At 71.6% G+C, this 13,694-nt stretch carries 13 protein-coding genes and 1 pseudogene; 3 read left to right on the top strand and 11 right to left on the bottom strand.

The window, feature by feature from the left end:
• Nucleotides 1-121 (top strand): annotated as a pseudogene (locus ABD817_RS12980) (sugar phosphate isomerase/epimerase); the annotation flags it as partial.
• A 132-nt stretch (nucleotides 122-253) separates the two neighbouring features.
• Here the strand turns inward: ABD817_RS12980 and ABD817_RS12975 are convergent.
• The 3 genes from ABD817_RS12975 to ABD817_RS12965 are packed head-to-tail and all read right to left on the bottom strand — an operon-like array spanning nucleotide 254 to nucleotide 2,018.
• Nucleotides 254-1,339 (bottom strand): alcohol dehydrogenase catalytic domain-containing protein, encoded by a 1,086-nt coding sequence (locus ABD817_RS12975; protein ID WP_344918096.1) that lies wholly within the window; start codon nucleotides 1,337-1,339, stop codon nucleotides 254-256.
• A gap of 10 nt (nucleotides 1,340-1,349) precedes the next feature.
• Complete coding sequence (locus ABD817_RS12970; protein ID WP_344918095.1) at nucleotides 1,350-1,544, bottom strand: ferredoxin; 195 nt, start codon at nucleotides 1,542-1,544, stop codon at nucleotides 1,350-1,352.
• Between the two features lie 9 nt (nucleotides 1,545-1,553).
• Nucleotides 1,554-2,018, bottom strand: a complete 465-nt coding sequence (locus ABD817_RS12965) for a pyridoxamine 5'-phosphate oxidase family protein (RefSeq protein ID WP_344918094.1) — start codon at nucleotides 2,016-2,018, stop codon at nucleotides 1,554-1,556.
• A gap of 76 nt (nucleotides 2,019-2,094) precedes the next feature.
• On the opposite strand from ABD817_RS12965, the gene ABD817_RS12960 reads away from it, so the two are divergent.
• Nucleotides 2,095-2,742, top strand: coding sequence for a class I SAM-dependent methyltransferase (locus tag ABD817_RS12960; RefSeq protein WP_344918093.1), 648 nt, complete (start codon nucleotides 2,095-2,097; stop codon nucleotides 2,740-2,742).
• Here ABD817_RS12960 and ABD817_RS12955 read toward each other — a convergent pair.
• From ABD817_RS12955 to ABD817_RS12930, 6 genes are all read right to left on the bottom strand, one after another.
• Nucleotides 2,678-3,784, bottom strand: a complete 1,107-nt coding sequence (locus ABD817_RS12955) for an enediyne biosynthesis protein UnbU (RefSeq protein WP_344918092.1) — start codon at nucleotides 3,782-3,784, stop codon at nucleotides 2,678-2,680. The genes ABD817_RS12960 and ABD817_RS12955 overlap by 65 nt on opposite strands.
• Nucleotides 3,781-5,712: a CRTAC1 family protein gene (locus ABD817_RS12950; protein WP_344918091.1), complete on the bottom strand. Its 1,932-nt coding sequence runs from the start codon at nucleotides 5,710-5,712 to the stop codon at nucleotides 3,781-3,783. Before ABD817_RS12950 ends, ABD817_RS12955 begins: the two co-directional genes overlap by 4 nt.
• A 38-nt stretch (nucleotides 5,713-5,750) precedes the next feature.
• Nucleotides 5,751-6,671, bottom strand: coding sequence for a DUF1702 family protein (locus ABD817_RS12945; RefSeq protein ID WP_344918090.1), 921 nt, complete (start codon nucleotides 6,669-6,671; stop codon nucleotides 5,751-5,753).
• A 599-nt stretch (nucleotides 6,672-7,270) separates the two neighbouring features.
• Nucleotides 7,271-8,311, bottom strand: a complete 1,041-nt coding sequence (locus ABD817_RS12940) for a prenyltransferase (protein ID WP_344918110.1) — start codon at nucleotides 8,309-8,311, stop codon at nucleotides 7,271-7,273.
• Between the two features lie 29 nt (nucleotides 8,312-8,340).
• Nucleotides 8,341-9,054, bottom strand: coding sequence for a class I SAM-dependent methyltransferase (locus ABD817_RS12935; RefSeq protein WP_344918089.1), 714 nt, complete (start codon nucleotides 9,052-9,054; stop codon nucleotides 8,341-8,343).
• Between the two features lie 39 nt (nucleotides 9,055-9,093).
• The gene (locus ABD817_RS12930; RefSeq protein ID WP_344918088.1) at nucleotides 9,094-10,338 is read right to left on the bottom strand and encodes a glycosyltransferase family 4 protein; all 1,245 of its coding nucleotides are present in this window, start codon (nucleotides 10,336-10,338) and stop codon (nucleotides 9,094-9,096) included.
• Nucleotides 10,339-10,629: 291 nt separating this feature from the next.
• On the opposite strand from ABD817_RS12930, the gene ABD817_RS12925 reads away from it, so the two are divergent.
• On the top strand, nucleotides 10,630-11,658 hold the full coding sequence (locus tag ABD817_RS12925; protein WP_344918087.1) for a GDP-mannose 4,6-dehydratase: 1,029 nt from the start codon (nucleotides 10,630-10,632) through the stop codon (nucleotides 11,656-11,658).
• Between the two features lie 118 nt (nucleotides 11,659-11,776).
• On the opposite strand, the gene ABD817_RS12920 is transcribed toward ABD817_RS12925, so the two are convergent.
• Nucleotides 11,777-12,229 (bottom strand): DNA-binding protein, encoded by a 453-nt coding sequence (locus tag ABD817_RS12920; RefSeq protein WP_344918086.1) that lies wholly within the window; start codon nucleotides 12,227-12,229, stop codon nucleotides 11,777-11,779.
• A gap of 145 nt (nucleotides 12,230-12,374) precedes the next feature.
• Nucleotides 12,375-13,580, bottom strand: coding sequence for a cytochrome P450 (locus ABD817_RS12915; RefSeq protein WP_344918085.1), 1,206 nt, complete (start codon nucleotides 13,578-13,580; stop codon nucleotides 12,375-12,377).
• Between the last annotated feature and the right edge of the window lie 114 nt (nucleotides 13,581-13,694).

The following is a 13,694-nucleotide window of genomic DNA, read 5'->3' as shown; positions in this document are numbered from 1 at the left end:
GTGGGAGGACGCCGGGATGGACCGCCTGGACGGCGCCCCCGACGCCCTGGCCGTCATCCGCAAGCTCAACGCCATCACCCCGCCCTCCACCGCCTTCGACGCCGCCTTCTCCTCAGACTGAAACCCCGGGGTGAAACCTTCGGGGTGAACCCCTGGCCGAGGCGCGCACGGTGATACGACCGGGCCGCCGGGCCGCCCCGCTCAGGTGGGCGGCCCGGCCGGTGGCCGGTGCCGGGTTCCGAAGGTGCCGGTCTCAGTCCAGGACGACGATCTGGCGCAGGACCTCGCCGCCCCTGAGCGCCGCCACGGCGTCGTTGAGGTCGGCCAGCTTGATGCGGGAGCTGATCATGCTCTCCAGGTCGAGCCTGCCCGCCTTGTAGAGGCCGGCGAAGAACGGGAAGTCACGCCGGACATCCGAGCCGCCGTACAGCGAGCTGAGGATGTTCTTGCCCTCGAACAACAGGTTGAAGGCGCTCAGCGGGACGGTGTCGTCGACCGCGCCCGCGCCCACCACGATCGTGTCGCCGCCCCGGCGGGTCGCCTGCCAGGCCGTCATGATGGCGGCGGACTTGCCGACGGCCTCGAAACCGTAGTCGAACCCGGCGCCGCCGGTGAGCGTGCCGACCGCGTCCATGAGCTGGTCCGGGGTGATGGCGTGGGTCGCGCCGACCTTCTTGGCGAGGGCGTGCTTGGACTCCAGGGGGTCGATCGCGAGGATCGTGGTGGCGCCGGAGATGCGGGCCCCCTGGATCACCGACAGGCCGATGCCGCCCGCGCCGACCACGGCGACGGTCGAGCCCGCCCTCACCTTGGCCGTGTTCAGTGCCGCGCCGACGCCGGTGGTGATCCCGCAGCCGATCAGGGCCGCGGCCTCGAACGGCACGTCGGGATCGACCTTGATCGCGCCCTGCCAGGGCACGACGATCTCCTCGGACCAGGTGCCGCACCCGGCCATGCCGAACGCCGGGGTGTCGCCGCCGTAGCGGAAGCGGGCGTTGACGAAGCTGTCCATCACGTACGTCATGCACAGGAACGGCTGGTTCACCAGGCAGTTCGCGCAGCTGCCGCAGGCCGGGGTCCAGTTGACGATGACGTGGTCGCCGGGTCGCACCGAGGTCACGTGGTCGCCGACCTCGACGACCTCGCCCGCGCCCTCGTGGCCGGGGACGACCGGCAACGGCATGGGCAGCACACCGCTGATCACCGACAGGTCCGAATGGCAGACGCCGGTGGCCCTGATCTTGACGCGGACGTCCGCCGGGCCCACCGGCGCGAGGGTGAGGTCGTCGCGGATGTCGAGCTTGTCGTCGCCGACGGCATGCAGAAGCGCACCACGCATGGGGGTCCTCCTAGTTCTCCTCGAGGGAGAGTGCGGCTTTGGGACAGGACCGGACCGCGTGCCGGACGCGGTCCATCATCTCCGGCGGCGGCTCAGGCAGCAGCACGTGCAGCTGGTCGTCGTCGTCGAGCTCGAAGACATCCGGGGCGAGTCCCGTGCAGATCGCGTTGGCCTCGCAGACCAGATAGTCGACGTTGATTTTCATCTGGGCCTCCTAATCGGGAATGGCGAGCTTACGGTGATCCCAGGAGATCACTCGACTCGGCTCGACCACGAAGGCGACCCTCTTACGGCCGGTGTGGGCCACGTACTCCGTGAGTGACTCCTCCGCGTCGGCCATCCCGGCCATCCGTCTGGTCACGGTCATGCCGACGCCGAGAACGCCCTCGGGGTCGTCGATCCTCCGCGCGACCCCGTACACCAGGACGCCGCGCAGGTCGGAGTATTCCTCTCCGGCCTCGATCAGGCAGCTCACCCGGGCGTCGCGCTGGAGGTTGAGTGTCTTCTGCGCCTTGCCGTAGGTCCAGAACGAGATCCTGCCCTCGGTCAGCCCGTAGAACATGGTCACCATGTGCGGTGTCCCGTCCGGGTTGATCGTGCCGAGTTGCAGCTTCCGTGACTCGCCGACGAAAGCCGTCACCTCGTCGTCGGACATCACGATGCGGGCGCGCTGGTTCACGGTGCAAAGTAGAACACGTTCCACAAGGCCGGGCAAGGGCATTCGGAATGTTGTTCGGTCTCGGTAGTCTGCTGCGATGAGCATCGCCACCATGCCGGCCGACCTGCTGTACGTCGCCCAGCGCGCCAAGGGTTTCATGCCACACCGGGAGGGAATCGCGCTGTTCGAGACCGCCGCCGAGTATGGCCCGCGCGGCCCGATCTGCGAGATCGGCAGTTACTGCGGGAAGTCCGCCGTCTACCTCGGGGCGGGTGCCCGGCAGGCCGGGTCCGTCGTCTTCACCGTGGACCACCACCGGGGCTCCGAGGAGATCCAGCCGGGCTGGGCCCACCACGACCCCACACTGATGGACCTCCGCTTCGGCAAGATGGACTCGCTGCCCACGTTCCGTGGCACCATCGCCTCCGCCGGTCTGGAGGACGAGGTCGTCGCGATCGTCGGCAGGTCCGAGCGCGTCGCCGCGCTGTGGAACACCCCGCTGGCGATGCTCTTCATCGACGGCGGCCACTCCGAGGATCCGGTGACCAAGGACTACGAGGGATGGGCCCCGCACGTCGTGCCGGGCGGCGCCCTGGTCTTCCATGACGTCTACCCGGACCCGGCCGAGGGCGGGCAGGCTCCCTACCGCGTGTACCAGCGGGTCCTCGCCTCCGGCGCGTTCAAGGAGGTCCGGCGGGAGGGCTCGCTGCGGGTGCTCGAACGGATCGGTCCCGGCATCGGCTGACTTCCCCGTACGGCGTGCCCGGCGTGCCCGCCACCGGGTGCCCGGCGGACCCGCCGGTGCCGGGCGGGCCGGGCACACCGAGGCCGGGCACATTGAGGCGGGCCGGAAGGGTCACGCGGAGACCCCGACCCACCCCGACGATCACCAGGGCGAGGAACGGCCCGAAGACGACGTGGAACTCGACCAGCAGCCCGTAGACCGCCGCGGTGGCCAGGCCGAACACGACCTGGTCACGCGGCCTGACCGGGGACGTCCCCGGCTCGACGATCACGTACCCGGCATAAAGGGCGAAGGCCGTCCCGGTCATCGGCAGCAGGGCGCCGACCGCCGACACGTCGGTCAGCCCGCCCCTGACCAGCGCCTGCAGGGCGAACCCGCCCACCCAGCCCAGGACCAGCGGCAGCCTCCCCGCGAGCCTGGCGTTCACCGTCGTTCCCCAGACCAGCACGGCCAGCGGCACGAGCAGGTCGAACGGCCCCGAGACCCACGCGGTGAACTGGTACGCCGGAGCGAGGCCGACCCACGGGAACAGCAGCAGCACGGCGACGATCCCGAGGGCCGCCGGGTTCAGGAACGGCCTCCCCGGCACGTCCTCGGCACCCCGCCCCGCCGTCCCGGCCCTCGGCTCGGCCTCTCCCGCCGTCTCCAGGGTCTCCCGCGCCTTCGGGATTCGCGGCGTCCGCGGCGCCGTCACGCGGAAGACGTACGTGCCGCCGACGCCGATGAGGACGGCGAGGGCGATCGGCGTCAGGCGCCCGTTGCCGTACAGCAGCATCGCGCAGAGCAGGCCGCAGACGTAGGACGGCAGGAAGAAGGCGACGACCCGGTCGCGGGGCACCCCGAGGTAGCGGGCCGGGCGCCGCCGCGACCACGCCTCCACGGTCTCCAGCGCGAACTCGGCGGTCACGCCGGTGAGCACGCCGACCACCGGCGCCAGGCAGGACTGCTCGAACCCGAGCACGGTGTGCCCGAGCACGGTGATCAGGGTGAGGGACTCCGCCAGCCGCCGGAACGCCTCGTCTCGTCTTCCGTCGGCGTTCACGGCCACCGGATCTCCGAGGCGCGGCCGTCGGCGAGCAGGATCCGGTGCCAGCCGGGCGCCAGGGACACCGACGCGGTACGGGCGCCGCCGCAGGCGTCCCTCCAGGAGATCTCGACGGGGACGGTGGCGTCCGGCAGGTCGTCGCCCAGGCCGAACAGCAGCTCGGGCGCGGAGACGCCGTTGTGGCCGTTGGCGGGGTAGAGCTGCCCGCCGCGCGTGACCCCGCCGGGCAGGCGCACCGTGGCGACGGCCCCGATGGCGGGCCGCGTCGGCCCGGGATACGCCTGCTCCCGGGACGCCTGTGCGGGACGGGTCACGGTGGCCGTGCCGCAGGTTCCGGCCGGGAGGCGGAGCCGCAGGCCCACGAACGGGGCCGTCGGGCCGTGGTTGCTGTAGAGCACCGACGCGGACCACTGGTTGGCGACCGCGAAGTCCAGCCGTCCGTCGTCGTCGACGTCGCCCACGGCGAAGGCCCGGCTGACAGCACCCCCGTTGTCGCCGCCGACCCCGGCCCGCCGCGCCACGTCCACGTAGCGGCCGTCCGGCCCCCTGGTGAAGAAGGTGTTGGCGTCACGGCCCGACAGGTCGTCCCCGGCCCCCAGCTCCGGCCACAGTAGGAAGAGGTCGTTGGCCGACGCCGCCTCCCGCAGCCGCGCCCACCGGTCGACCTCACCCCTGACGAACCCGGTCGCGTGCATGATCTCGTCCGTGCCGTCGTTGTCGAAGTCGGCGGCCTTGACGTCCCAGGACCAGCCGCTGCGGCTCAGCCCCAGTTCCTCGCCGAGGTCGTCGTACGGGGCGTGCCCCTCGTGGAGGCCGCCGGGCCGGGACACGAAGGCGAAGTTGCCCTCCTGCGGCGCGTGGTTCGCGGCGAGGTTGCTCACCAGGATGTCCGGCCTGCCGTCGGCGTTGAGGTCGGTGAAGGCCACCCCCATCCCCTTGAACGAGTCGCGGCCGACGACCCGGGAGGGGGGAGTCGTCAGGTGCCGGGTGCCCCGGGCCTCGGTGAACCGGATCCTGCCGGGCACCGACTCGTTGACCAGCAGGTGGTCCGGGCCGAAGTCGTTGGCCACGTACAACTCGGGCCGCCCGTCGCCGTCCAGGTCCTGGGTGCCCAGCGCGAGGGTCCAGCCCTCGCCCTCGACCTCGTCGAAAGCCCCCTCCGCCTCGGCGAACAGCGCGGGTCCCGTCGCCCGGTAGAGCCGGTCGCCGCCCCCGTTGGCGGCGGCGGACAGCGAGTCGGGCATCACGGTGTCACCGGGGTCGGCGGTGCCGCCGCCCAGCACCCTGACGCCGTCGGGGAAGTAGTTGCCGAAGACCAGGTCGAGGCGGCCGTCCCCGTCGAAGTCACCGGCCGTGGCGGCGCTGGTGTTCCAGATCTCCGGTTCGGCGGTCAGCGCGCGGTGCCGGAAGGCCGCACCGGACGGGGGCGCCCCGGGTACGCGCAGGAACAGGGAGGGGGAGCGTCCCCAGTAGTAGACGACCAGGTCCTCCCAGCCGTCCTGGTCGAGATCGGCGGGCAGGCACCCCGTCGGCGCCTCGTGCCGCCTGCGCTCCGGGGGGACCAGCGTGAACGGCCGGTAGCCGCGTGAGGTGCCCGGCGCGGGCCTGACGGTCACCGTGTCGCGGCGGGGATCGACCAGGCAGAGGTCGTCGGCGACGACCTCGCCGTCCACGTCGAACAGGGCCACCCCGGCGCCCAGCGACGACACCCGGCTCCCGAGGTTGGCGTACCCCGGCGCGACCGGCCGCAGGACGCGGTCATCGGCCCGCGCGGGCGGGCCCAGCGGCCTCGCGTGGAAGGAGAAGTCGGCGGACGTCTCCACGGCCGAGGTGTCCGGCAGGGCGGTCAGCCGCCACCCGGCGGTGGCGGCCACCAGGGCCAGGACTCCCGCCGCGTACCTGCGAACCCCCGGCACCGTTCCCACCGCCCCTCCGAATCGTGGTCATGAGTGGTCGTGAGTGGTCATGAATCGCGGTCGCGTCGTGCCCAGGCCTTCCGGATCCCCGCCCGCCAGGCCTGGTAGTGGTCGCCGCTGTGCGCGTTGTGGCCCAGCGCGACGAGCGCGCTGCCGGTCCAGCCCGCGGCCTCGTCCGCCTCGGCCCCGCACAGTACGGGGGCGGCGGCGAGGGTGTGTTCGGGGACGACCGCCGAGATCAGCCGGGAGGCGCAGGCGAAGGCGCAGCCCTGGGCGAGGTGGGCGCGGAAGCCGTCCTCGGCCGCCGCCGAGGCCAGCCGCTCCAGGTCCGCGGTGCTCGCGCCCCCGATGTACGTGGCGGCCAGGCCCACCCCGCTCCACAGGTCGGCGCGGCGCCCCGGGGGGAACTCGGCGACGCGCAGCACGACGTCGCCCACCCCCGCGCACTCGTGGAACCAGAGCATCCGCCCCAGCCCCTGGTCGAAGATCGCTCGCCGGGTCCGGTCCATGAGCCCGGCGGTGCGCTGGCGTCCCACCGTGCGGTCGGAGGAGAAGAAACCCTGGTGGAAGCCGAAGCCGTCGTGGGCGAGCCAGCGCAGCAGCGGGTGCACCGAGCGGATGCCCCACATCGGCCGCAGCCGCATGCGGGCGTACGCCCGCCCGGCGCCCATGTGGATGAGGTGCGGGTAGCGCACGCCCTGCCCGCTCAGCAGTTCCCTGAGCCGGCGCCCGCCGGTGAAGGTGAGCACGTCGAGGGTGGCGCAGGCCATGCCCGCGCCCTCGTACGCGAAGCCGCGCAGCTCCTCGTGGAGGTCGTCGATCCGCCCGGTCCCCCCGGTGACCACCGCGTTGAATCCGGCGGTGAACGCCTCTCCCGCGCTCTCCAGCCGCTCGCGCGCCGGTCCCAGCCGGAAGCGCCGCACCCCGAACCCCATCCGGGCGGGGTCCTGCCACAGCAGCCGGGCCACGCCCCTCGGCCTGGACGGCGCGGGGGGTCTCCGAGGGTGGGACGATTCCGGCGGGTCCGGGGCCCGGGGTGGGTCCGGGGTTTCCGGCGGACGCGCGTTCTCGCGATGGGATGAGTCCGGGGTTTCCGGCGGACGCGGGCTCTCGCGGCGGGGCGGAGGGGGCGAGAAGTCCGGCGGGTTCGGCGGGGCGGGAGGGGGCGCGAGGTCTGCGGGATCCGGGACATCCGGGGTATCAGGGGTATCCGGGACATCCGAGGAGTCCGGCGGGGCGGGAGGGGCCGGGAGGCCCGGCTCGGCGTCGTCGCTCTGAGCCACCGTTCGAGTGCCCTCCGCGTTACTCACGGACCCGAAGGTAGTGAGCCGCATTCAGCCCTTCAAGTACCGCGTTTGTGATTGCGTGCAAAGAAACCGCCGGAGGGCGGGCCGAGAGCCTCCACCGGCCCGCCGATCAGGCCTGCCGGTCGTCACGCGCCGCCTCGCGCCGACCGGCGCCGTGACCGGGGAGCGCGGGGCGGGGCAGCGCGGGGCCGGGAAGCAGGAAGCGGGGGAGTCGAGAGCGCGAAGCGGGGTCGGGGACCGGGGCGCGGGAAGCGGGAAGTTCAGGTTCTGGAGCGGGCGTGGCTGCAGCCGCAGGCGGCGGTCGGGCGGTCGGTCACGTACGCGCCCGCGTCGCGGAAGACGCCCGAGGCGGGGGTGTGCCCGTCCAGCGCGTCGGCGGCGAGCACGACCGCGGCCGCGGTGTAGGCCGAGCGCTCGTGCGGGAAGTGTTTCTCGTTCACGAACTGCCAGCCGGTCCAGTACGAGCCGTCCTCGTGCCGCAGGTGCTGCATGTCCGAGAAGAGCTTCCGCGCCCGCTCCCGGTCGCCCAGGGCGTCGAGGGTCAGCACCAGCTCGCACGTCTCGGCGCCGGTCACCCACGGCTGGTCGGAGACGCAGCGGATGCCGAGCTCCGGTTCCACGAACGTGTCCCACTCCCCGGCCAGCCGCGCCTCCGCGGCCGGGCCGCGCACCGCGCCGCCCAGGATCGGGTAGTACCAGTCCATCGAGAAGCGGCTCTTGTCGGCGAACGCCTCGGGGTGGGCGGCCAGCACGTGGCCGAGCTGGTCGGCGGCCAGCTCCCAGTCGGGCTGCGGGTCACCCAGGTGCTCGCCGAGCAGCACGCCGCAGCGCAGACCCTGGTGGACGGAGGCGCAACCGGTCAGCAGGGCGTACGCGGCGGGCCTGCCGTCGGCCGCGCGCTCCCAGACGATCTCACCCCGGGTGGTCTGCAGGCCGACCACGAAGTCCAGCGCCGCCCGGACGACCGGCCACATCCGCCGGGCGAAGTCCTCGTCCCCGGTCACCAGCAGCTCGTGCCAGACGCCGACCGCGACGTACGCGGCGTGGTTGGACTCCCCGCCCCGCTCGACGGCCTCGCCGCCGACCAGCTTCATCGGCCAGGAGCCGTCGGCCCGCTGCGTGCGGACCAGCCAGTCGTACCCCCGGCGGACCGGGCCGGTCAGCCCCGCCACGCTCATCGCCATCAGGCACTCGACGTGGTTCCAGGCGTCCACGTGTCCCTCGGGCCACGGGACGCCGCCGTCGGGCTCCTGCACCGCCGCGATGCTCCACGCGGTCCGGACGACCTGTTCCCACTCCATGGAGCCGCTCACCGCTTCTCCTCCGGAGGTCACGCGGGCTTACGGACGTAGAGCACCACGCTCTTGCCGATGAGCGGGTTGAGCACGGCCTCGGCGATCCTGGTGGCGGCGGGGCGCTTCATGATGTCCCAGACCAGCAGCTCGTGGTACGCCTTGGCCAGCGGGTGGTCGTCGTTGCCGACGCCGACCGCGCACTTGATCCACCAGTACGGCGCGTGCAGCCCGTGGGCGTGGTGGTGCGGGCCGATGGTGAAACCCGTCGACTTGAGCTTCGCGCTCAGCTCGGCCAGCGTGTAGATGCGGACGTGCCCGCCGGGAGCGGTGTGGTACGCCTCGTCGAGTGCCCAGCAGATCCGTTCGGGCAGGAAGCTCGGCACGGTGACGGCCGCCCGGCCGCCCGGCTTGAGCACCCGGAAGATCTCGCGCATCGCGGCCATGTCGTCGGGGATGTGCTCCAGCACCTCGGCCGCGATCACCCGGTCGAAGCTGCCGTCCTCGAACGGCATGTCGAGCGCGTCGCCCGTCACGGTGTCCGCCGTCGCCTCGGGCGGCACCTCCCCGGCCTTGTCCATCGCGGCGAACATGCTCGCCACGCCCTCCAGCTCCCTGGCGTCCATGTCGAAGGCCACCACGTCGGCACCGCGCCGCAGTACCTCGAAGGCATGCCGTCCGCCGCCACAGCCCAGGTCCAGGACGCGGTTCCCCGGTCCCACGGGCAGCCGGTCGAAGTCGACAGTCAGCACTCGCCGCTCCTCTTCACAGGTGGTCGTTCGGGGTGTCGCTCACTTCGCCCGGCGGGCCTGGATGGCCTCGCGGTAGGCCTCCACGGTCCGCTTGGCGACGACGTTCCAGGTGAAGCGCTCCATGACCCGGTCGTAGCCCTTCCGGCCCACCGCCGCGCGCTCCTCGGGGGAGTCGTGCAGGCGGCGCAGCACCGCGGCCAGTTCCTCGGGGTCGCCGGGGGCCACCTGCACGGCGGCGTCGCCGACGACCTCGGGCAGCGCCCCGGTGCGGCTGGCGACGAGCGGGGTGCCGCAGGCCATGTGCTCGACGGCCGGGAGCGAGAAGCCCTCGTACAGGGAGGGGACGACCGAGATCTCCGAGGTGGCGATCAGCTCGCCCAGCTCGTCGTCGGAGATGCCGTGGACGAACCTGACCCGGTCGTGCAGCGCGAGTTCGGCGACGAGCTTCTCGGTCGGTCCGCCGGGGGTGGGTCTGCTGACCACGGTGAGGTTGACGTCGCGTTCGGTGGCGAGCTTCGCCACGGCCCGCAGCAGCGTCGCGACGCCCTTCATCGGGGAGTCGGCGCTGGCCACCGCGACGATGGAACCGGGCCGCTTGGGCATCTCCGGGCGCGGGTGGAAGTAGCGGGTGTCGACGCCCAGCGGGATGAGCCGCATGTTCTTCTGGGGCACGTTGAAGTCGCGGTGGATGTCGGCGAGGGACGACTCGCTCACGGTGAGGATCGGGCTGAGCCGTGGCGCGACCTTCGCCTGCATGCGCACGAAGCCGTACCAGCGTCGCATCGAGAGCTTCTTGCGCGGCGTCGCGGCCTTCAGCTCGATGCGCCGGTCCACGCTGATCGGGTGGTGGATGGTCCCGACCACCGGGAACAGTCTCTGGATGCCGAGTACGCCGTAGCCGAGGGTCTGGTTGTCCTGCACGACGTCGAAGTCGCCGACGCGCTTCTTCAGCTCGCGGTACGCCCGCAGGCTGAAGGTGAGCGGCTCGGGGAACCCGGCGGTCCACATGGTGCCGACCTCCAGCCAGTCGATCCAGTCGCGGTACTCGTGCAGCTTGGGGGTGCGGAAGGGGTCCTCGTCGCGGTACAGGTCCAGGCTGGGGATCTTGGTGAGGATGACGCCCTCGTCGAGCTCCGGGTAGGGCTGGCCGGAGAAGACCTCCACACTGTGCCCGAGGGCGACCAGCTCGCGGCTGAGATGACGCAGGTAGACGCCCTGTCCACCGCAGGTCGGCTTGCTGCGGTACGACAGCAGCGCGACGCGCAGTGATTCAGCACCCGGCACGGCAACCCCCTTCTCAACCTGTCCGAAAAGGGGACAGGTACCGTGAAAGATGACCTTAGTCCTCGGACCTTACCATTCGTGAGTCCTGTTGCACCTGGTGTGGAATTGTTCCTAGATCGTGCTTCACGGTGCGCGAACTGGGAAGTTAGCCTTACCGAGCGTGATTCGGTGTAACGCGTTCTAGGTACGCTGCGGGGTGATGATGCCCGTCGGGGGGTGTGAGGGTACATTCGCCATCAAACTGCACAAGACCAGGCATAGGTCGCCACCCCCGCAAGCGAGGAGGACGCGTTGGCCAGGCGCGCGCTGATCACCGGTATCACCGGGCAGGACGGTTCCTATCTGGCCGAGTACCTGCTCAGTCAGGGCTACGAGGTCTCCGGCCTCGCCCGAGGGCAGGCCAACCCCCGGGTCTCACGGCTCCGCAAGCTCCTCCAGGACGTCCAGCTCGTCCGGGGCGACCTGCTCGACCAGGGCTCGCTGATCTCCGCTGTCGAGAAGGTGCAGCCCGACGAGGTCTACAACCTGGGCGCCATCTCGTTCGTCCCCATGTCGTGGGAGCAGGCCGAGCTCACCGCCGAGGTGACCGGCATGGGCGTGCTGCGCATGCTTGAGGCCATCCGGGTCTGCTCCGGCATCTCCTCCTCCCGTACGGTGGCGGGATCGGGTCAGATCCGCTTCTACCAGGCGTCCTCCTCGGAGATGTTCGGCCAGGTCCGCGAGACCCCGCAGACCGAGATCACCCCCTTCCACCCCCGCTCGCCGTACGGCGTGGCCAAGGCGTACGGGCACTTCCTGACGCAGAACTACCGCGAGTCGTACGGCATGTACGCGGTGTCGGGGATCCTGTTCAACCACGAGTCCCCGCGCCGAGGGGCCGAGTTCGTCACCCGGAAGGTGACGCTCGGCGTGGCCAGGATCAAGCTCGGCCTCGCCTCCGAGCTGCGCCTGGGCAACATGGAGGCGCGCCGCGACTGGGGGTTCGCCGGAGACTACGTCCGCGCGATGCACCTGATGCTCCAGGCGGACACGCCGGAGGACTACGTGATCGGCACCGGCCGCACCCACACCGTCCGCGACCTCGTGGAGGCCGCCTTCGCCGCCGCCGGGCTCGACTGGGAGCGGTACGTCGTCACCGACGAGACCCTGCGCCGCCCGGCCGAGGTCGACCTGCTCTGCGCCGACCCGAAGAAGGCCCGCGTCCAGCTCGGCTGGGAGCCCACGGTCGCCTTCGAGGAGCTCGTGGCGATGATGGTCGAGTCGGACGTCAAGCTGCTCTCCGAGGGCGGCGACCCCGACCAGGACTCCTCCTGGCCCTGAGCCTCGGGCCGTCGAGCGGTCCACCGGCCCTGAGCGGTCCCGGCGACCGCCGACCGGCTCGGTGACGCCGGCCGGATCGTGGAACTCGGGGCCGGGCGCCGGATCGGCACGCCGCCTCCTAGATCGGCTTCCGGCCCGGGTGGGCGGTGGTGCGGCCCGCCAGGCGCTCGTGGCGTTGCTTGGCCGCCTGCGGGGTGGCGAGGCCGAGGCCGAACGCGATCTCCTGCCAGGTGAGGTCGCGGCCCCGCGCCATGAGGAGGAGCGACGCCTCCAGCTCGTCCATCTCCGCGCGGGCCCTGGGGAGAAGGGTGAGGGCGGCGGTGATGTCGGCGTGGTCCACCTCCGGCTCGCCCTCCTCGCGGTGGGCGCCGCCGCTCAGCAGGAACGTCACGAGCCTGACGGCCTCGTGGGCTCCGAGGGCCGTGGGGTGGACCTGCCGGAGGCGCTGGGCCTCGTCGGTGGCGTGGCGCTCGGCGATGCGCGAGAGGGAGGCGTACTCCCGATGCGCCCGGGTCAGGCCCGGGTCGGGGGGCGTGAAGGGGTCGGATGACTCGTCGTGGTTCGCGGGCATGCGACCAGGATGATGCGACAAACGACCTGTTGTCAACACATCAGGTTCAACAGAATGTTTAAGTCAGGCGCGAGTCGGCGTTCCTGGTTGAAGAAGGCCACGCGGGGCCGAGTGGTCCCGCGTGGCCTTTCCGTGTCGCCGGACCTCAGGCGACGGAGACCGGCAGGTCCTTGATGCCGTTGATGAAGTTGGAGCGGAGGCGGCGGGCCTCGCCGGTCTGCTCCAGGCCGGGCAGCCGCTCGGCCAGCACCTCGAAGAGGACGCGCAGTTCCAGCTTGGCGAGGTGGTTGCCGAGGCAGAAGTGGGCCCCGCCGCCGCCGAAGCCGATGTGCGGGTTGGGGTCGCGGCCGATGTCGAAGGTGCCGGGGTCGGCGAACACGTCCTCGTCCCGGTTGGCGGAGCTGTAGAAGATCACGACCTTGTCGTCGGCCTTGATCTCCTGCCCGCCGATCGTGGTGTCGACGGTGGCCGTACGGCGGAAGAGGTTCACCGGGGCGACCCAACGGACGATCTCGTCGGCGGCGGTGCGGGCCAGGCCGGGGTCGGCGACCAGGCGCCGCCACTGCTCGGGGTTCTCGAAGAAGGCGAGCATGCCGCCCGAGGCCGCGTTGCGGGTGGTCTCGTTGCCGGCGACCACGAGCAGCAGCACGAACAGGTCGAACTCCTCCTCGGTGAGGGTCTCCCCGGCGGCGTCGGGCATGATCAGCTTGGTGACGATGTCCTGGCGGGGCTGCGCGCGACGCTCGGCGGCGAGGGCGTTGGCGTAGGCGTAGACCTCCATGGCCGCGTTCGCGCCATCGGACGCGTCGGCCGCGTAGTCCGGGTCCTCGGCCCCGATCATCTGGTTGGACCAGTTGAAGATCTTGTCGCGGTCCTCGACGGGGGCGCCGAGCAGCTCGCAGATCACGTACAGCGGCAGCGGGGCGGCGATGTCCCTGACGAAGTCGACCGAGCCGCGTCCCTTCGCCTCGTCCACCAGCTCGTGGCAGATGTCGCGGATGTGCCCCTCCAGGGCGCCCATCATGCGCGGGGTGAAACCCCGGTTGACCAGGGAGCGGCGCCGGGTGTGCTCCGGCGGGTCCTGGTTGAGCATCATCATCCGCTGCAGGGCGATCTGTTCCTCGGGCACCTCGTTGAAGAGCGCGAGTTTTTTGCTCGACGAGAACAGGTCGGAGCGGCGGGAGACCTGCACCACGTCGGCGTGCTTGGTGACCGCCCAGAAGCCCGGCCAGCCCCGCTCGGCGTCGCCCGGGTGCGCGTAGACCGGCGCGTTCGCCCGCAGCCAGGCCAGCTGATCGTGAGGGGCGCCGTTCCGCCAATAGAAGTCCTGGTCGACCAGATCGATGTCCATCGGTCCTCCTGCGAGCCGGGTCGGCGTTCTCGTGACACGGCTCATTGTCGGTGCGGCCTGGGGGTGTGATCAGCCGCGTACCCTACCCGTTCGCGGGGAATCCGTGACGAACGT

The organism is Streptosporangium oxazolinicum (assembly GCF_039537505.1).
Taxonomy (GTDB): Bacteria; Actinomycetota; Actinomycetes; order Streptosporangiales; family Streptosporangiaceae; genus Streptosporangium; species Streptosporangium oxazolinicum.
Note: the sequence above shows the minus strand (reverse complement) of the source record. Positions and strands in the feature narration are given on the sequence as shown.